At 32.3% G+C, this 18,618-nt stretch carries 16 protein-coding genes, 1 tRNA gene and 1 pseudogene; 14 read left to right on the top strand and 4 right to left on the bottom strand.

Features of this window, described 5'->3' with window-relative positions:
* Positions 1–146: 146 nt before the first annotated feature.
* The 6 genes and pseudogenes from pfkA to AC0L5U_RS05550 all read left to right on the top strand — a co-directional run bounded on the left by pfkA (position 147) and on the right by AC0L5U_RS05550 (position 5,839).
* Positions 147–1,130, top strand: a pseudogene (gene pfkA, locus AC0L5U_RS05575) (6-phosphofructokinase).
* Positions 1,131–1,147: 17 nt separating this feature from the next.
* Positions 1,148–2,152 (top strand): type I glyceraldehyde-3-phosphate dehydrogenase, encoded by a 1,005-nt coding sequence (gene gap / locus AC0L5U_RS05570; RefSeq protein ID WP_473415122.1) that lies wholly within the window; start codon positions 1,148–1,150, stop codon positions 2,150–2,152.
* A 67-nt stretch (positions 2,153–2,219) separates the two neighbouring features.
* A complete protein-coding gene (locus tag AC0L5U_RS05565; protein WP_473415121.1) occupies positions 2,220–3,080 on the top strand; it encodes an N-acetylglucosamine kinase in 861 nt (286 codons plus the stop codon).
* Between the two features lie 266 nt (positions 3,081–3,346).
* Complete coding sequence (locus AC0L5U_RS05560; RefSeq protein ID WP_473415119.1) at positions 3,347–4,333, top strand: ABC transporter ATP-binding protein; 987 nt, start codon at positions 3,347–3,349, stop codon at positions 4,331–4,333.
* A gap of 152 nt (positions 4,334–4,485) precedes the next feature.
* On the top strand, positions 4,486–5,001 hold the full coding sequence (locus AC0L5U_RS05555; RefSeq protein ID WP_473415118.1) for a sensor histidine kinase: 516 nt from the start codon (positions 4,486–4,488) through the stop codon (positions 4,999–5,001).
* Between the two features lie 4 nt (positions 5,002–5,005).
* The gene (locus AC0L5U_RS05550) at positions 5,006–5,839 is read left to right on the top strand and encodes an ATP-binding protein (RefSeq protein ID WP_473415117.1); all 834 of its coding nucleotides are present in this window, start codon (positions 5,006–5,008) and stop codon (positions 5,837–5,839) included.
* On the opposite strand, the gene AC0L5U_RS05545 is transcribed toward AC0L5U_RS05550, so the two are convergent.
* Both AC0L5U_RS05545 and AC0L5U_RS05540 read right to left on the bottom strand, forming a co-directional pair.
* On the bottom strand, positions 5,836–6,225 hold the full coding sequence (locus AC0L5U_RS05545; RefSeq protein WP_473415116.1) for a Rid family detoxifying hydrolase: 390 nt from the start codon (positions 6,223–6,225) through the stop codon (positions 5,836–5,838). The two genes, AC0L5U_RS05550 and AC0L5U_RS05545, sit on opposite strands and share 4 nt — an antisense overlap.
* Positions 6,226–6,294: 69 nt before the next feature.
* Positions 6,295–9,060: a putative LPS assembly protein LptD gene (locus AC0L5U_RS05540; RefSeq protein ID WP_473415114.1), complete on the bottom strand. Its 2,766-nt coding sequence runs from the start codon at positions 9,058–9,060 to the stop codon at positions 6,295–6,297.
* Between the two features lie 170 nt (positions 9,061–9,230).
* Between AC0L5U_RS05540 and AC0L5U_RS05535 the strand changes: the two genes are divergently transcribed.
* The 6 genes from AC0L5U_RS05535 (at position 9,231) to AC0L5U_RS05510 (ending at position 14,165) form a co-directional block, all read left to right on the top strand.
* Positions 9,231–10,322, top strand: a complete 1,092-nt coding sequence (locus tag AC0L5U_RS05535; protein WP_473415113.1) for an N-acetylmuramoyl-L-alanine amidase family protein — start codon at positions 9,231–9,233, stop codon at positions 10,320–10,322.
* Positions 10,323–10,373: 51 nt separating this feature from the next.
* Complete coding sequence (locus AC0L5U_RS05530; protein WP_473415111.1) at positions 10,374–10,754, top strand: MlaD family protein; 381 nt, start codon at positions 10,374–10,376, stop codon at positions 10,752–10,754.
* A gap of 53 nt (positions 10,755–10,807) precedes the next feature.
* Complete coding sequence (locus tag AC0L5U_RS05525) at positions 10,808–11,335, top strand: hypothetical protein (protein WP_473415107.1); 528 nt, start codon at positions 10,808–10,810, stop codon at positions 11,333–11,335.
* A gap of 15 nt (positions 11,336–11,350) precedes the next feature.
* Positions 11,351–12,667, top strand: a complete 1,317-nt coding sequence (locus AC0L5U_RS05520; RefSeq protein WP_473415105.1) for a 4Fe-4S dicluster domain-containing protein — start codon at positions 11,351–11,353, stop codon at positions 12,665–12,667.
* 157 nt (positions 12,668–12,824) lie between these two features.
* A complete protein-coding gene (locus AC0L5U_RS05515; protein WP_473415102.1) occupies positions 12,825–13,613 on the top strand; it encodes a (Fe-S)-binding protein in 789 nt (262 codons plus the stop codon).
* Between the two features lie 69 nt (positions 13,614–13,682).
* Entirely contained in the window at positions 13,683–14,165 is a 483-nt protein-coding gene (locus tag AC0L5U_RS05510; RefSeq protein WP_473415099.1) for an ABC transporter ATPase, read from the top strand.
* Between the two features lie 132 nt (positions 14,166–14,297).
* Here the strand turns inward: AC0L5U_RS05510 and AC0L5U_RS05505 are convergent, their stop codons facing one another.
* Both AC0L5U_RS05505 and AC0L5U_RS05500 read right to left on the bottom strand, forming a co-directional pair.
* Complete coding sequence (locus AC0L5U_RS05505; protein ID WP_473415098.1) at positions 14,298–15,047, bottom strand: C40 family peptidase; 750 nt, start codon at positions 15,045–15,047, stop codon at positions 14,298–14,300.
* 9 nt (positions 15,048–15,056) lie between these two features.
* The gene (locus AC0L5U_RS05500) at positions 15,057–16,235 is read right to left on the bottom strand and encodes an acetyl-CoA C-acyltransferase (protein ID WP_473415097.1); all 1,179 of its coding nucleotides are present in this window, start codon (positions 16,233–16,235) and stop codon (positions 15,057–15,059) included.
* Between the two features lie 129 nt (positions 16,236–16,364).
* Here AC0L5U_RS05500 and AC0L5U_RS05495 point away from each other — a divergent pair, with 129 nt between their 5' ends.
* Positions 16,365–18,413 (top strand): HD family phosphohydrolase, encoded by a 2,049-nt coding sequence (locus AC0L5U_RS05495; RefSeq protein ID WP_473415096.1) that lies wholly within the window; start codon positions 16,365–16,367, stop codon positions 18,411–18,413.
* A gap of 98 nt (positions 18,414–18,511) precedes the next feature.
* Positions 18,512–18,600, top strand: a tRNA-Ser gene (locus AC0L5U_RS05490).
* The last annotated feature ends 18 nt before the right edge of the window (positions 18,601–18,618 follow it).

Genomic DNA, 18,618 nt, shown 5'->3' with positions numbered 1-18,618 from the left:
AAGTAATCTTACATACCCTTTTTATTAACAAAATCTATATTATTGTTAACTAAAACGTTATAGTTTCAAAATCATATTAAAATATGATATAAGTTATAGAAATATGGTTTTTGTTTAGTAATTTTACCTAGAAATTAAAAGATTTAATGTCTACAAAAATTAAGAAAATAGGTGTTTTTACATCTGGAGGATTCTCCTGGGATGAATGCCGCTGTTAGATCTGTTGTTAGAACATGTGCTTACCATAATATTGAATGTTATGGAATTTACAGAGGATATGAAGGATTGATGGAAGGTGATTTAGAAATCATGAACGCCCGAAGCGTAAAAGGCATTATTAACAAAGGGGTACTATTTTAAAATCTGCGCGATCTAAAGAGTTTCGTACTAAAGAAGGACGACAAAAAGCATTCGATCAACTAAACAAAGCAGGTATTGATGGTTTAGTTGCTATTGGTGGTGATGGAACTTTTACTGGAGCCATGATCTTTAACGAAGAATTCGATTTTCCTGTAATGGGAATTCCTGGAACCATAGATAATGATATCTTTGGTACATCACATACTTTAGGTTTCGATACTGCACAAAATACAGTTGTAGAAGCTATAGATAAAATTAGAGATACAGCAAGTTCGCATAACAGGTTGTTTTTTATAGAAGTTATGGGACGCGATGTTGGGCACATTGCTTTAAACGTTGGAATTGCTGGTGGTGCTGAAGAAATTTTAATTCCTGAAGAAGATTTAGGATTAGATAGATTAGTAGAGTCATTAAGACGCAGTAGAAAATCTGGAAAATCTTCTAGTATAGTTGTTGTTGCAGAAGGTGATAAAATAGGTAAAAACATTTTTGAACTTAAAGATTATGTAGATGAAAACATGGAAGGCTACGATGTTAGGGTTTCTGTTTTAGGACACATGCAACGTGGAGGTTCACCATCTTGCTTTGATCGTGTTCTAGCTAGTAGAATGGGTGTAAAAGCTGTTGAATCTTTATTAGACGGCAAAACCAATTATATGGTTGGTTTGTTAAATAATAAAATGGAATTAACACCATTAGATAAAGCCATAAAAGGAAAATCAAAAATTAACTTAGAATTATTGCGTGTCTCAGATATTATGAGCACTTAACATTTATAAACACGATTATGTCAAAATTAAAAATTGGAATTAACGGATTTGGGAGAATAGGTAGAATTGCTTTCAGAGTAGCAGCTTCTAGATCAAATGATATTGAAGTAGTAGGGATTAATGATTTATTAGATGTAGATCATTTAGCTTACTTATTAAAGTATGATTCTGTTCACGGACAGTTTGATGGAACTATCGATACAAAAGATGGTAACTTAATTGTAAACGGAAACACAATAAGAGTAACTGCTGAACGTAACCCAGAAGATTTAAAATGGGATGCTGTTGAAGCGGATGTTGTTTTAGATTGTACTGGAATTTTTACAACTTTAGATAAAGCTCAAGCACACATTACTGCGGGAGCTAAAAAAGTTGCAATTTCTGCACCATCTGCTGATGCACCAATGTTTGTAATGGGTGTTAACCATAAAGATATAAAAGCTAGTGATACAATTGTATCTAATGCGTCTTGTACTACTAACTGTTTAGCGCCATTGGCTAAAGTAATTAACGATAAATTCGGAATTGCTGAAGGTTTAATGACTACAGTTCACGCTGCAACAGCAACTCAATCAACTGTTGATGGTGTTTCTAAAAAAGATTACAGATTAGGTAGAGCTTCATTAAATAATATTGTACCTGCTTCAACTGGAGCAGCTAAAGCTGTTGGAAAAGTAATTCCTGAATTAAATGGAAAATTAACTGGTATGGCTTTTAGAATTCCTACTGTTGATGTATCTGTTGTGGATTTAACATGTCGTTTAGAAAAACCAGCACCTTGGGCTGATGTTAAGAAAGCTTTAAAAGATGCTTCTGAAGGTGAATTAGATGGTGTATTAGGTTATACTGAAGAAGGTGTAGTGTCTCAAGACTTTGTGTCTGAACCTAAAACAAGTACTTTTGATGCTAATGCAAGTATGGCATTAAATGATGGTTTTGTAAAATTAGTGTCTTGGTATGATAATGAGTTTGGCTATTCAACTAAATTGATTGATTTAGCTCAACATATCGGTTCTTTGTAATTAATTATTAATATATTTCCACAGTATTATTCTCTGATAGTGCTGTGGATTTTTTATATCTAAACTTATGATTTTAATTGTTGATAGTGGTTCTACAAAGTCAGATTGGTTGGCAGTAGATAATAACGGAAATAAATTAATGGATAAAATCCGCACAAAAGGATTAAACCCAGCAATTTTAAGTGAGAAAAAGCTGTTTAAAATTATTAATAAAAGCAATGAGTTAAGAGATAATAAAGAAAAAGTTACACACGTTTTTTTCTATGGTGCTGGTTGCGGAACTGATAATGCAAGAGAATTATTAAATGGTGTCTTAGGAGAAATATTTACAAATGCACATGTTGAGGTAAATGAGGATACTTTAGCAGCTGTTTATGCTACCATTAATCACCCTAAAGAAGCTGCTGTAGTTTGTATTTTAGGCACAGGGTCTAATTGTAGTTATTATGATGGCAATGTATTACATCAACGTGTTAAATCTCTTGGTTATACATTAATGGATGATGCTTCTGGCAACTATTATGGTAAGCAATTAATTAGAGATTATTATTTTGATCATATGCCAGAAAATGTAAAAATTGCTTTTGGTGCTAAATTCAATATGGATGCAGATTTTATAAAATATAATCTTTACAAGCAACCTAGTCCAAATGCGTATTTGGCAAACTTCGCCGAATTTATGTTTTTGCATAAAGATTCTGAATACACTATTAATCTTATTAAAAATGGTATAAGAGTATTTGCAAAAAATATGATTATGCAATATAAGGACGAACTTAAAACAGTTCCTGTGCATTTTGCTGGTTCCATTGCATATTTTTCTCAGAAAGAAATAAAAGAAGTAGCAGATGAAATGGGCTTTAAAGTTGGTAACTTTGAGCGTAGACCTATCGATGGTCTGGTGCCTTTTCATACTGCAGACCTATAAAATTTCAATTTTTTTAAGTAATACTTAATATCCGTGCCAAAACATATTGCGATTTATAGTTCTAATAATGAAAACAAAAAGGGACTTATAAAACGTATACTTTCTGGCCAATTCAATCTTAATATTTCTAAATTAAATCACGAACTTTTTCAGATATTACTTTAAATCGGTTTATAGATGAAGAAACACGTCATGGACATATTGATGTTAAAACTTCAACTAAAAATAGCTTAAAAAATTCTTCACAAGGTGAACGAAAAAGGGCTTTGTTAAAGCACATCATCTCTAGAAATCCTGAATGTATAATTTTAGATAATTTATACGATAGTTTAGATGTTGAAGCTCAAGAAAACATCAAAAAGACATTAATCTATTTAAGTGAAACAACTTTAATAGTTCAGATTACAAATCGAAAACGTGATATTTTACCGTTTATTAAAACCATCTACAAGTTAAAAAATGGCGAATTGTTATTACAGAAGTATTTAAATGAATCCAATACTGGTAAATTTCAAAACTTCATCCACGAGTTACCGAAGCCTTTGAGCAATGAAGCTAATTCACCTGAAACACTTATAGAGCTTAAAAACGTGAGTGTAAGTTATGAAGATAGATCAATACTTGATAATATTTCGTGGGTTATTAAACAAAGTGAGTTTTGGCAATTGATTGGTCCAAACGGTTCAGGAAAAAGCACCATACTATCATTAATATTTGGAAATAACCCTAAAGGGTATAATCAAGATATGACGCTTTTTGGAATGAAAAAGGGTAGTGGTGAAAGTGTTTGGGATATTAAAAAACACATAGGCTATTTTTCCTCAGATATGCTTATAGGTTTTAAACGAAGGGATTCCATAGAAAAGATGATTATTTCTGGCTTTTTGGATTCTGTAGGGCTGTATAAGTTTCCTAATGAGCGACAAATTAGTTTAGCACATCAATGGTTGCGGATTTTAAATTTATTAGATAAAAAGGATAAAAGCTTTACAACATTATCGGAAGGTCATAAACGATTAGTTTTAATTGCTAGAGCAATGGTTAAACAACCACCATTACTTATCTTAGATGAACCCATAAACGGACTTGATGACGATGATGCATTATTGTTTTCAGAATTAGTAAATAAAATTTCAACAGAAAGTAATACTGCTATTCTTTATGTTTCTCATAGAAAAGAAGAGTATATAGAACCTGATTTTGTTTATGAATTGATACCTCAAGATATGGGGTCAACTGGTGAGATATGTTAGAACCCCTAATACCTTACTATTTGTATTACTTTTAGTAAATATACTTTCGTATATTTAAAGTCTATTATTTTGAATCATGATATTCCCCCCAAGGACAAAAAAAGAACTAACTATATGGGTTATAAGCTCCATAATTGGAATAATAATTCTTGGTGCCTTTTTTTATTGGAATTAAATTTATTGAGGATATAAATTACCTTATTACCTTTTCATTATTAGTTTTTATCTTACTTATTATTGCTACTGCAACAGTTTTGTATTTGATCTGGTCTCAATTAGAAACTGAGGTTGTAGAATCTTTTTTGAACAAACGATTGACTGAATTAGAGTTGGAACTGCAAAAAACTGAAGAAGCATCAGATCATAAATCTATTTATTTAGCCAATATGAGTCATGAAATACGGATTCCTTTGAGTACCATTTTAGGTATGATTCGAATGCTGAAAAATACTGATTTAGATTCTGACCAGACTGCTCAAGTTGAAATAGCTGAGTATTCATCTGAACATCTATTGCAACTAGTAAATATGATTTTGAATAACTCAAAAGGTTATGAGCATGATTTGAAATTAAACATGGTGACAATTGATATTGAATCTGATTTATCTAGATTATTCAAAATTTTTGAATATCAAGCTTTGGGAGAAAGGTTTGAACTTTACAAGTAATTTTATGAGTGATAAAAAGCACAACTTTTTGTTACTTGGAGATTTAAGTAAAATTCAGCAAGTTTTAGTTAATCTAGTAAGCAATGCCATAAAATTCACTAATAATGGTAAGATTGAAATTACTATAGACCATACAGTTACGCATGACGACCATCAAGTGGTAACATTTTATATTAAGGATACTGGAGTTGGCATGAATAAAAATGAAATGGAGCATGCTTTTACTGATGTTGAAGATGGAAGTACTAAACCCTTACAACATTATAGGGGATCTGGTATAGGATTATCTGTCACAAAGAAACTGGTAAAGTTAATGGGTGGAGATTTAAAAATTGAAAGTAAAGAAAACGAAGGTTCTACTTTTTATTTTAGTTTACAATTGCAAAAGACACTTAATGTAAAAGAAGAGTTACCTCTGGAAAAGCCTATTCTACTTAATAAATTTGAATACAGATTTAATGTTTTAGTAGCAGAAGATAATATAATGAATCAAAAAGTGATTAAGTTTTTGCTGGAGCGTCAAGGTGCAGAATGTACATTTGTAACCAATGGATTGGATGCGGTTAACCTTTATAAGGTTATCAATTTTGATATGGTTTTCATGGATATTTATATGCCAAAAATGGATGGGTACGACGCTACAAAAATTATTAAAAACTCTGATAAATATGCTAAAAACAATATTCCAATAATAGCCGTTTCTGCTAGTGCTTTTGAGCAAGACATAGAAAATGCAAAAAAAGCTGGTGTAGATGAGTTTTTAGCAAAACCTATTGATACTGAAAAACTAAAAACGTTGTTGGAAAAATATGCTGTTAAAAAAGAAAGTGTTTCCTAAATACCAGCAATAACAGCAATCATACTTATTTCTACGTTTACATTTTTAGGTAATTTAGCTACTTGAACCGTTTCTCTTGCAGGCGCATTGGCATCATCAAAAAAACTACCGTAAACTTCATTAATAGCGCCAAAATCATCCATGTTACTAATGAAAATTGAAGATTTAACTACGTTGTTAAAAGTTAAGTCTGTTGCATTTAAAATAGCTTCCAAGTTTTTCATTACTTGAAGAGTTTCACTTTTAATATCATCTAAAATTAAATTACCACTCTCAGGATTTATAGCAATTTGCCCAGAAATGTAAAGCGTGTTTCCATATAAAACAGCTTGGTTGTAAGGTCCTAAAGGGGCAGGGGCATGTTCGGTAGTTATTATTGTCTTCATTTATAAGGTTACTATTGTTTTCTAAAGGTAAGAATAAATAGAATTGTATAAAAAGAGAGAGCAAAATATTTAAAGCGTTTGGTCTGGTTGTCTTCGCTGTTCGTATTTTAAATCTTTTAATAGACTAGACTTAATACCAATAAAGAAATTCCAAGAACTTCTAGAGCTGAAAGGTACCCAACTAAAATTCATACGCCAGCTTAATAAATCTCGTTCAAAGCGCAATTGTGTAAATGTAAATCCATGATTTTTAAAATCATAACCAGAAGAACCACCAACTGACCATTTAGGTGATAACTCTATATCTCCAGAAAACATTAAGGAGTGTGAAGAAATTTCACTATTTCGTCTTTGATTACTGTAATTAACAGCATAGGCTAATCGTAAACTCCAAGGCACTTTAAAATTATAGAATTCGCTATTTTTTTCTTCGTCATCATCTGATTTCTGGTCTAATTTTTTACTTGTATAATCTTCAGAACGACCAAATAAATCATCTGCACGACCACCGTTACGTATATTTTCTTGTACACTGGGGTCGTTTCTATCATCTTTTTTCTTATCTCCATTTTTACTGGAAAGAGAATAACTCATATTTACGTTAGCACTCGTAAGTCTGAATAAACTGCCTCCATTATCAATATTAAACTTATCAATTCTTCTGTTATTATTATCTAATGCATAAGGATCTAAAGTAGCACTAAAGTTTACGCTTAATTTGTTGTCAAATAATTGTGTACCTCCATTCATTCTTACAGGACTCCATTGTAAAGAGTCACCAGCAAAATTATATGCGGTAGAAAAGTTAAGGTTATTAAGAAGAATTATTTTTTTAGGTTCAGTAGCAGTACTGTCTTTATCTCTAACTTTTGCCTCAAAATTATTTGAAAGCGATAAGCCCATTGAACTAGAGAAGTTTTGATTAGGCGCACCAAATAAACCTTGTTCAAAGCGAGAGAACTCAACCTCATCTGCAGTTAATCCGTCTGCCGTAACAACCTCGGTATTGTAGCTATCATAATATTTATCAAACGCGGGGTTAATGTTATAATTTATAGATGGTCTTATTACGTGTCTAATTGCTTTTATTTTTTTGTCTTCTCCCTTTTTTTCAAAATTAAACATTCCGTAGATAGTCGTTCCTATACTTGTACTGAAATTGTATGTTCTGTAGGAGTCAAATCCGTTTATAGTATCGGTTATGGTTTCACGAGTATCAAAATCAAAACGTTTATCTATGGTTTTAAACGTCCATACTTCATTGTAATTTGTACTAGCACTTACACTAAAATGTTTAAAAACTTTAAAATTTGTACTTAAAGGTATGGAGTGCTGAAAGCCTGTTTTTGCATCATCAAACATCTCTTTTTTGAAAAATAAAGAATCTGTAGTTTGAATTCTATTTTCACCTCTTACATTATATTGAAAGTTAATATTTTGAAAGACACCTTTTTTACTTCCTGTTTTAGGCGCAAAAGGAAATATTCTTCCCATGTTTCCTTGAAATGTAGGAAGGGTCATATTTATTTGCTGCGTTTGGGTGTTTTGTGAGTGTGTAGCAGTTAGGCTAAAATCCAATTGCGGCTCGCCTTGAAACGTTTTGGAATAAGAAACAGAAGACGCTAGAGTATTGTTTAAGAACGCACCAGTTGTGGCTTGATTTAGAGATGTTCTGTAAAAGGTACTACTTCCTAAATTCACAGATGCTGAAAATCTGGAATTAGGACTTGCTTTTGCATCTTGACTATGAGACCAACGCAAATTGTATACGGTAGATCTTGAATAATCTGGAAAACCACGTTCGCTAGTAATTAAATTCTCATATCTAAATCCAAAATTCCCTCTAAATTTGTAACGTAAAGCATAAGTGCTTTCACCTCTAATACCATAACTACCATTGGTATAGTAATCCCCCATAAGTGCTAAATCTACATGATCGCTAATAGCAAAGTAATAACCACCATTTTGAAGAAAATAACCGCGCTCGTTTTGTTCTCCAAAAGTTGGAATTAATACACCTGAGGTTTGTGTTTCAGATTGAGGAAAGAAACCAAAAGGCAAACCTAAGGGTGTAGGTACGTCATATATAAAAAGGTTAGCTAAACCAGTTACAATTTTTTTACCTGGAACAATTTTGGCCTTTCTTAGCTTTAAATAATATTCAGGATCTTCAATGTTTTCTGCTGTTGTATATTTAGCGTTTTTAATAAAATAAACAGAATCATTTTCTTTTTTTGTAATACTTGCAATAACAATACCTTCTCCTTGCTCAGTAACACTATTATAAATTAAAGCTTTTTGCGACTTAGTGTTAAAACGCATTGAGTCTGGCTCTACCTTATTACCTGTTTGAGTAAATACTGGTGCTTGTGTATATTCTCCCAAAGAATCTATAATACCTCGTGCATAGACTTCATTTTTCTTGTAATCTATAGTAATATCTCCTGCTTTAATGTTAATGTCTCCATAAGTAACTTCAGCATTATTGTAAAGGTATATTTTTTGTTTTTTCTGATTCAAAGAAGTGTAATCGGTAGCTTTGTAAGTAACTATGTTTTCTAAAAACTCTTTCTTCTTGGGTTTAATGGAATCAACTACCGTAGTGTCTTGAAGGGTTTCAGTAACTTCAGGTTTAATAATACTATCTATAGATTTTACAATAGTATCTTGAGTTTTTGGTTTTATGGGTTCGCCCTTTTTAGGGATATCTTGAGTATAGCAGAACGTGTTGATAAACACTGTAAAACTTAAAGCAAAAAGTATTTTAAACTTATTTGTACGCAACGCTTTTAAATGTATTTTTGTAAAAGTATGGCTCGGTTTTTGAAACGCCAAAATTACATATATTTTTTGTGGATTAATTTATATTTCTCTATAAAAATTATCATTTGAAATAAACCGATTTGTTTAGCCGTTTAAATCTTTAAAACATTGCAAAAATTGAGCCTTTCTTAGAAAAACTCAAAATTTGTAAAACTTAAAAGATTATAATTTTTAATTATCACATGAAAACGAACAGAATATTACTTTTCGTATCTTTTATAATAGTATTAACATTTCCAAAAATAGTTAACGCACAATCTGTTGATAAATTTGTTGTGGTTTTAGATGCTGGCCATGGAGGAAAAGATCCTGGTAATTTAGGTAATGGTTTTAGGGAAAAAGAAATTGCCTTAAAAGTTGTTTTAGAAGTAGGGAAGCAATTAGAGAAAAACCCCAATATAGAAGTTATTTATACACGTAAGAAAGATGTATTTATAGATTTATTTGTGAGAGGTAAAATTGCAAATAAGGCAAATGCAGACTTATTTGTGTCTGTTCATTGCGATTCCCATAATACACAAGCCTATGGCGCAGGTACATTTGTTTTAGGTTTACACAGAAACAAAACAAACTTTGAAGTTGCTAAAAAGGAAAACTCGGTTATTTTTATGGAGGATGATTATAAAAAGAATTACGCAGGGTTTAATCCTAATTCTCCAGAAGATGCTATAAGTGTTATTTTAGGGTTAGAAGAATATTTAGACCAGAGTATTTATTTAGCTAGTTTAATACAGGATAATTTTGTAAAACTCAAGCGTAAAAATAGAAAGGTTAAACAAGCTGGTTTTATTGTATTACACCAAACCGTAATGCCTAGTGTTCTTGTAGAATTAGGTTTTTTAACTAACAATAGAGAAGGTAAATATTTAAATTCTAAAAAGGGACAGCAACAAATGGCTGATGCGATTCTTAGTGCAATTCTTAAATATAAAAAGTCATTAGATTTGAATACTGAAGGTATTTCAATTAAAAATAATGATTTAATAGAATCTTCTCCAATTCAATTTGATGGCATAGATTTTAAAGTGCAAATAGCAGCAAGCTCCAGAAAACTCATGCCAAAACCCTACAACTTTAAAGGATTAAACAATATCTCAAGAACTAAAGAAGGTAATTTGTATAAATATTTTTATGGAAAAACATCCGATTATAACCAAGCAAAAACACTTGTAAAAGAAGCAAAAGCAAAAGGTTATAAATCCAGTTTTGTAGTTGCTTTTAAAGATGATGCAAAAGTTCCTTTAACCGAAGTTTTAAAAACAACTTCTAATTAACAAGTTACTATCTAAATTTATTTTAAATTTGTTTTTAAAACAAAGCATATTTTGAAAATATCAAGAGAAGTAAAAACTGCAATACTTGCAATATCTGGTATAGTTTTATTATACTATGGCATTAATTATTTGAAAGGAAATGATCTTTTTAATTCTTCTCAAACATTTTATACTGAATATGATAATGTTGAAGGTTTAGTACCATCAACACCAGTTACAATAAACGGACTAAGTGTTGGTAGAGTTGTTGATGTTGATTTTAAAGGAGATGGTTCTGGTAAATTAAAGATAGAGTTGCTAGTAGAAAGCGATTTTGAATTTTCAAAAAACAGTAAAGCAGAATTATACGAAACGGGATTAATAGGGGGAAAGCTATTGCCATTATACCAGCTTTTGATGGTGCAGAAAAAGCAAAAAAAGACAGTTTTTTAGAAGGAACAGTAAAAGCAGGATTAACCGATTTGGTAAACCAACGCTTAACGCCTTTGCAAGAAAAAATTGAAATTATGATGGTAGGTGCAGATTCACTACTAAATAATTTAAATCAGGTTTTTGATGAAAAAACTAAGGCTAATTTAAGAGGAAGTATTGCGGGATTAAATGAAACTATGCAGAATTTTAAAACTGCTTCAAGAGGTTTTAATAGTCTTATTGCAAGTAATCAAGAAAAATTAAACAGTACTTTAACCAATGTTGATAATATTTCTTCAAACTTATCTAAAACTACTCAAGATTTGGCTGAGGCTGATTTAAAGAAAACTATTAAAAATTTAGAAAACACTATCTCAAATTTCAATAGTATTTCTGCTAAAATCGATAAAGGCGAAGGCTCAATAGGTAAGCTTTTAAAAGATGATGGTTTATATCAAAACCTAGAAGGTGCTAGTTTACAACTAGAGCAGTTGCTAGAAGATATGAAGTTGAATCCTAAACGATACGTTCACTTCTCGCTGTTTGGAAAAAAGCCAAAACGCTATGATGCTGAAGGCAACGAAATTAAAGAAACTAACTAATTTATTGTATTCAATATGCAGTACTTGCCCAATATTCTCTTTGCAATTATCCTAATTTCTGGAATAGGCTACTTTACCAAAAATGTAAAAAAGCTCATTAGAAATATTAAGTTAGGGCATGAGGTAGATACAAGCGATAACACATCTCAACGCTGGAAAAACATGATTAACATTGCCCTTGGGCAAAGTAAAATGGTGCGTCGTCCAGTATCTGGTTTTTTGCACTTGATTGTTTATGTAGGTTTTATTATCATTAATATTGAAGTTTTAGAAATCATTATAGATGGTTTATTCGGAACCCATAGAATTGGTTTAGAGGTGTTACCAACTTCAGTTTATGGGTTTTTAATTGGCACTTTTGAGGTGCTAGCATGCTTAGTATTCGTCTCAGTTATCATTTTCTGGATTAGAAGAAATATTTTAAAGTTGGCGCGTTTCTGGAAAAGTGAAATGACCAGTTGGCCAAAAAACGATGGAAATTTCATTTTATATTTTGAAATGGTGTTAATGTCACTCTTTTTAATAATGAATGCTACCGATTTGGATTTTCAAGCATTAAATTCAGGAAATATAGTAAGCCAATATATCTCGCCATTATTTTCAGGGTTATCAGAAGCAACACTTTATGCCATTGAAAGAGGTGCGTGGTGGCTACACATAATAGGCATTTTAATATTCTTAAACTATTTATACTTCTCTAAGCATTTACACATTCTGCTAGCATTTCCAAATGTATATTTTGGAAGGGTTAAACCTCAAGGCGAGTTTGATAATTTAGAAGCAGTTACTAAAGAGGTAAAGTTAATGATGGATCCAAATGCTGATCCATTTGCAGTTCCAGCAGAAGACGCAGACGATGAAGTACCTGCAAAATTTGGAGCTAGTGATGTGTTAGATTTAAGCAGAATTCAATTGTTAAACGCTTACACCTGTACCGAGTGTGGACGTTGTACTAGCGAATGTCCTGCAAATCAAACGGGTAAAAAGTTATCCCCTCGTAAAATAATGATGGACACTAGAGATCGTCTAGAAGAGGTAGGGAAAAATATAGATTCCAACAATGGTGAGTTTAAGGACGATGGTAAACAGTTACTGGAAAACTATATCACAAAGGAGGAGTTATGGGCGTGTACCTCATGTAATGCTTGTGTTGAAGCTTGTCCGGTAAGTATTAATCCGTTGTCAATTATTATGGATATGCGACGCTATTTGGTCATGGAACAATCCGCTGCACCAGTTGAACTCAATAACATGATGACCAATATAGAAAATAACGGTGCACCTTGGCCATACAATCAAATGGACAGGCTAAACTGGAAAGACGAAAAATAAAATAATTTTGGCGTTACCACAAGGGTCGGGCTTTCGGCAGTCGCTCTCTGCGAGGAGCTTCAACAAATGCCTCAATCCCTAACGCAAAAGAACATTTAGAAATATTAAACCAATTCCTATAGTTTTTAAAACTTAGGGATTGTTCAAAAAAATAACTATGAGCGAAACACTCAAAGTGCCAACAATGGCAGAATATATGGCTCAAGGCAAACAACCCGAAGTATTATTTTGGGTAGGCTGCGCAGGAAGTTTTGATGATAGAGCAAAAAAAATAACCAAAGCTTTTGTAAAACTATTACATAAAGCAAAAGTAGATTTTGCTGTTTTAGGAACAGAAGAAAGTTGTACTGGTGATCCAGCCAAACGGGCAGGAAACGAGTTTCTATTCCAAATGCAAGCCGTAACTAATATTGAAGTTTTAAATGCCTACGAGGTTAAAAAAATAGTTACAGCTTGTCCGCATTGTTTCAATACCATAAAAAATGAATATCCAGAATTGGGTGGGAAATATGAAGTTATGCACCACACACAGTTTTTAAAAACACTTTTAAACGACGGACGTTTAACTGTTGAAGGTGGAAAATTTAAAGGAAAACGTATCACGTTTCATGATCCTTGTTATTTAGGTCGTGCTAACAATATTTATGAAGCACCCAGAGAACTTATACAAAAGCTAGAAGCAGAATTGGTTGAAATGAAAAACTGTCGAAAAAACGGTTTATGTTGTGGAGCTGGAGGTGCGCAAATGTTTAAAGATGCTGAACCTGGAGATAAAGAAGTAAATGTTGAACGTACAGAGCAAGCTTTAGAAGTGAAACCAGAAATAGTTGCAGCAGGTTGCCCGTTTTGTAACACCATGCTAACTGATGGTATGAAAGCAAAAGAAAAAGAAAACGTACAAGTTATGGATGTTGCTGAGTTAATTGCTAATGCTCAGGATTTATAATTCTAGTCATGTTGAGCTTAGTCAAAGCATCTAAATGAATTATTCTCTTTCAAATCACAAAACAAAAAAATGCTAGTAGACTTTAATACATTACCAGAAGAATCACGAGTTTGGATCTACCAAGCCAATCGATCATTTACACCAGAAGAAATTGAAGCAATTCAAAATAAATTAAACGTTTTTATTGAAAACTGGACAGCTCACGGAAGTGATTTGCAATCCGGTTATCTTATTAAATACAAGCGATTTATAGTTATAGGATTAAATCAAAACTTAAATGCTGCTACGGGGTGTTCTATTGATGCGTCAGTACATTTTATTCAACAATTAGAAAAAGAATATAATGTAGATTTAATGGATAAAATGAATGTGTCTTATAAACAAGGCGAATTCATTGCCCACAAAACTTTAATCGATTTTAAAAAGATGGCTAAAGACCGAGCCGTATCTAAAAACACTATTGTTTTTAATAATCTAGTAACCAATATAGCGGAGTTTAAAGAGAACTGGGAAGTGCCAGCGAGTGAGAGTTGGCATAGTCGGTTTTTGTAGATTAATCTGGGCTTTCTTTGTCATTTCGAACGTTGAGAGAAATCACAAAAAGTATAAGGTAATCTACAAAAATAATGTGATGTCTCGATCGTGCCTCATTTCGGCATGATAAAAAGGAATCTATAATCTCTACTAAACAACTTTCTTAATGACCCGCAACTTATGCGAATGCATCTTAGTATCCACGTTATAAATCCCAGAATGGTCTAGTCTGTCAATGCGAACTTTTCCATGGGCGTGAATAATGTAATTGTCTTTCATAATAATACCTACATGAATAATAGCACCTTCATTATTATCAAAAAATGCTAAATCTCCAGGTTCACTTTCTTCTATAAAGCTTAAAGCATCGCCTTGAGTGGCTTGTTGTGATGCATCACGTAATAATTTATAACCATTGAGCTTATACACCATTTGTGTAAAACCAGAACAATCAATACCAAAAGGTGTTTTACCTCCCCATAAATACGGACTATTTAAATACATGAAAGCAGTTTGAATTATATTACTCTTATCAGTAACTCCTTCGGTTAAAGTACCGTCAAAAGAATGATTAAGGATTGACAAACCGTTTAAAGTAGAGCCTAATTGAATAGGGTAAAGCTGCTCATGTTCATCTTGTACAAATTCGACTAAATCTAAAGAAAGCTTAGGAGTTTCAGAATTTAGAGTGTTATAATCATCAGCTTCAATTTCAAAATATTGCTTATTGTCTATCCAACCTTCATATTTATCAAATGCCAAACGGATTTTACTCCAGTTTTTACGTTGCTCCAGTACTTTGAAAAAATCGCCATACAATACTTGCGACACCAATTCGCTTTTATCGGAGGCTTCAAATCGTAAAGGAACGATACTTAAATTACAAATTCCGTATTGCATTCAGGCAGATTAATTACGTTCTATTATTATTGCTGAAGCGCCACCACCACCATTACAAATAGCTGCAGCACCAATTTTTGCATTATTTTGTTCTAAAACACTAAGTAATGTAATTAAAATTCTAACTCCAGAACAACCTAGCGGGTGCCCTAATGAAACAGCACCACCATTAACGTTAACGTTAGTATCAGTCAATCCTAAAATTTTCATATTTGCTAAAGCTACAACTGAAAATGCCTCGTTAAATTCAAAATAATCAATAGTATCTTGCGAAATACCTGCTTTATGTAATGCTTTGGGTAATGCTTTTGCTGGCGCAGTTGTAAACCATTCTGGTTCGTGGGCTGCATCAGCATAACTTTTTATAGTTGCTAAAATTTTTAATCCTAATTCGGTTGCCTTTTGTTTACTCATTAAAATTACTGCGCCAGCACCATCATTTATGGTTGATGCATTGGCAGCTGTAACAGTCCCGTCTTTAGAAAAAGCGGGTCTTAAACTTGGTATCTTATCTAATTTTACTTTCGTGAATTCTTCGTCTGTATCAACTATTATGTTGTCCCCTCTGCGTTGAGGTACTTCAACTGGAACAACTTCGTTTTTAAATTTTCCAGACTTCCATGCTGCTTCAGATCGTTTATAGGATTGAATAGCATAAGCATCTTGTGCTTCTCTAGAGAATTCATATTCTGTAGCGCAAGCATCCGCACAAACGCCCATAGCGTTTTGATTGTAAGCATCAACTAACCCGTCTTTTTGTAAGCCATCAACTAAAGTTGTTGGTCCAAACTTTGTTCCTGTTCGGGCATATAAATAATGGGGAATTAAACTCATATTTTCCATGCCGCCAGCAACTACAATCTCGGCATCGCCTAGACTGATAGCTTGCGCACCATACATTACCGCTTTCATTCCAGAAGCACAAACCTTGTTTACAGTTGTGCAAGGTACCGAATTTGGCAAACCTGCACCAATAGCAGCTTGTCTAGCTGGTGCTTGACCGTTGCCTGCTTGAACCACATTGCCCATAAAAACTTCGTCAACCAATTCTGGTTCCAAATTAATTTTGTTTAATGCACCTTTTATCGCAACCGAGCCTAGCTTTGTTGCTGGTACAGTAGATAAAGCGCCTAAAAAACTACCAATTGGCGTTCTTGCGGTAGATACAATAACAACTTCTGAATTCATATTCAAAATTTAGAATTACTTAAAGCGAAAATAATCAATTTTTAATAGATTAAATAAGTATGAACAGGATTATAAAAATCTAAATAACCACCAAGAATTTGTTACATTTGATAATATTATTTTCAATTCATGAAAGACTTTATAAATAAGCTATATAGAAATCACTCATTGATTTACAAAGCCTTATTATTTGTTTGTACTACGTTTTTAATTGTGTATTTATTTCCTAAGAGTGGAAAGTTTAAATATAATTTTGAAAAGGGTAAGCCTTGGCAATCTGAAGATTTACAAGCACCTTTTGATTTTGCAATAAAAAAATCTCAAGATGAAATAGAACAAGAAAAGCAGGAAATTAAGGATAGAGGACTTTTGTATTTTGATGTAGACGAATCTATTAAAACGAAGGTTGAAGAAGAGTATAAAGCGAATTTCAAAAAGACTTTTCCCGATTCTCTTTCTGTTGAAAGGTTGAATAGCTTAGCGATAGTTGGGAACAATATTATTTCAAATCTTTATAATTATGGGGTGTTATCTGAAAATTACAATTTTAAGGATGATAAACAAGTCAATATCCTTAGCGGAAATATAAAAAAGACGAATACAGCTTTTGGTAATTTAATAGCTCAAGAAGAAGTTAAAAAAATTATTGAAAAAACTTTAGATGCTCGAAGATTGAATCAATACAAATCTGAGTTTACTTCATTGTTTTTTGATATTATCAAACCTAATCTATCCTATAACAAATCTTTTACAGAAAAAGCGCTTACGGACGAATTAAATAAAATATCATATACCAGAGGTAGTGTAGAAAAAAATACGCTTATTATTTCCAAAGGAGAAGTAGTTGAAGGCGATAAATATCAAAAATTAAAATCGTTACAATCTGAGTATGAATCTCAGGTTTGGAATGAGTCCAATTACAATTGGATTCTGTTTGCTTACACATTACTTGTAGCTTTAGCTCTGTTGATGTTATTGCTGTTTTTGAGAAAATATCGTATTGAAGTATTCGAGAATAATACCAAAGTAACCTTTATATTTTTTAATGTGTTATTGATGGTTTTTATTACGACTTTGGTGGTAAACTATAATTCAGAATATCTTTATGTAGTTCCTATTTGTGTGCTGCCGTTGGTTTTAAAAGCCTTTTTTGATGCGCGTTTGGGAATGTTTGCTCACGTTATTACCGTGCTTTTATTGGGATCTATTGTACCAAATAGTTATGAGTATATGTTTTTGCAAATTATTGCTGGTATTGTAACGATACTTACTGTTTCAGAATTATATAAACGTGCTAATTTGTTTATTTCAGTAGGTCAAATTACTTTAATATATATCATAGCTTATTTCGCCTTTTTTGTAATCCATGAAGGTAGTATTGAAACTATAGATTTAAATACGTTTCTGCTATTCATTTTATGTGGATTAGCAACACTTTTTGTACAGCCATTAATTTATGCTTATGAAAAATTGTTTGGTTTAGTTTCTGATGTGTCTCTATTAGAATTGTCTGACACTAACACAAAGTTATTAAAAGAGCTATCGAATGTCTCACCTGGTACATTTCATCACTCATTGAATGTTGCTAATCTTGCTGAAGCTTCTGCAAATGAAGTTGGAGCAAATGCCATGTTGGTTAGGGTAGGTGCCTTGTATCATGATATTGGGAAAATGGTAAATCCAAATTATTTTACGGAAAACCAATCTACGGGAATTAACCCGCATGATGAATTATCTTCAAAAGAAAGTGCAAGAATTATTACCGACCATGTAATTAACGGCATTGAAATTGCAAAAAAACATAATTTACCAGATAGAGTTATCGATTTTATTAGAACCCACCATGGGACTAGTGTGGTGTATTATTTTTATATGAAAGCAAAAGCGTCTGACAAGGAAGTTGATGCAAATTTATTTAGATACCCTGGTCCTAAGCCCTTTAGTAAAGAAACCGCTATTTTAATGATGTGTGATAGTGTTGAAGCTGCTAGTAAAAGTTTAAAAAATCCAACTTCTACAAAAATTGACGCTTTCGTTGAAAACATTATAAATAAACAAATAGAGGAGGAGCAATTTTTAAATGCGAATATTACATTTAAAGAAATTCAATCCATAAAGAAAGTCCTAAAACACAAGCTTGCAAACATTTATCATTTACGAATTGAATACCCTGAATAAATTCTAAAAAAAACGAAGAAAATGTTTGTGTTGTTTAAGATGAAAAACTAAATTTGCATCCGCATTTAAACTAAGTGCGTAGTTCATTCAAAATTATTGGAGAGGTGCCTGAGTGGCCGAAAGGAGCGGTTTGCTAAATCGTCGTACCTAGAAATAGGTACCCAGGGTTCGAATCCCTGTCTCTCCGCAAATTATTAGATACTAT

Source organism: Jejuia sp. G7-7, from assembly GCF_055808955.1.
Note: the sequence above shows the minus strand (reverse complement) of the source record. Positions and strands in the feature narration are given on the sequence as shown.

Excerpts from the sequence above, each read along its gene's own strand:
- AC0L5U_RS05565 (WP_473415121.1), top strand. The coding sequence starts at position 2,220 with ATGATTTTAATTGTTGATAGTGGTTCTACAAAGTCAGATTGGTTGGCA.
- gap (WP_473415122.1), top strand. The coding sequence starts at position 1,148 with ATGTCAAAATTAAAAATTGGAATTAACGGATTTGGGAGAATAGGTAGA.
- AC0L5U_RS05535 (WP_473415113.1), top strand. The coding sequence starts at position 9,231 with ATGAAAACGAACAGAATATTACTTTTCGTATCTTTTATAATAGTATTA.
- AC0L5U_RS05510 (WP_473415099.1), top strand. The coding sequence starts at position 13,683 with ATGCTAGTAGACTTTAATACATTACCAGAAGAATCACGAGTTTGGATC.
- AC0L5U_RS05550 (WP_473415117.1), top strand. The coding sequence starts at position 5,006 with ATGAGTGATAAAAAGCACAACTTTTTGTTACTTGGAGATTTAAGTAAA.
- AC0L5U_RS05515 (WP_473415102.1), top strand. The coding sequence starts at position 12,825 with ATGAGCGAAACACTCAAAGTGCCAACAATGGCAGAATATATGGCTCAA.
- AC0L5U_RS05505 (WP_473415098.1), bottom strand. The coding sequence starts at position 15,047 with ATGCAATACGGAATTTGTAATTTAAGTATCGTTCCTTTACGATTTGAA.
- AC0L5U_RS05495 (WP_473415096.1), top strand. The coding sequence starts at position 16,365 with ATGAAAGACTTTATAAATAAGCTATATAGAAATCACTCATTGATTTAC.
- AC0L5U_RS05545 (WP_473415116.1), bottom strand. The coding sequence starts at position 6,225 with ATGAAGACAATAATAACTACCGAACATGCCCCTGCCCCTTTAGGACCT.
- AC0L5U_RS05520 (WP_473415105.1), top strand. The coding sequence starts at position 11,351 with ATGCAGTACTTGCCCAATATTCTCTTTGCAATTATCCTAATTTCTGGA.
- AC0L5U_RS05500 (WP_473415097.1), bottom strand. The coding sequence starts at position 16,235 with ATGAATTCAGAAGTTGTTATTGTATCTACCGCAAGAACGCCAATTGGT.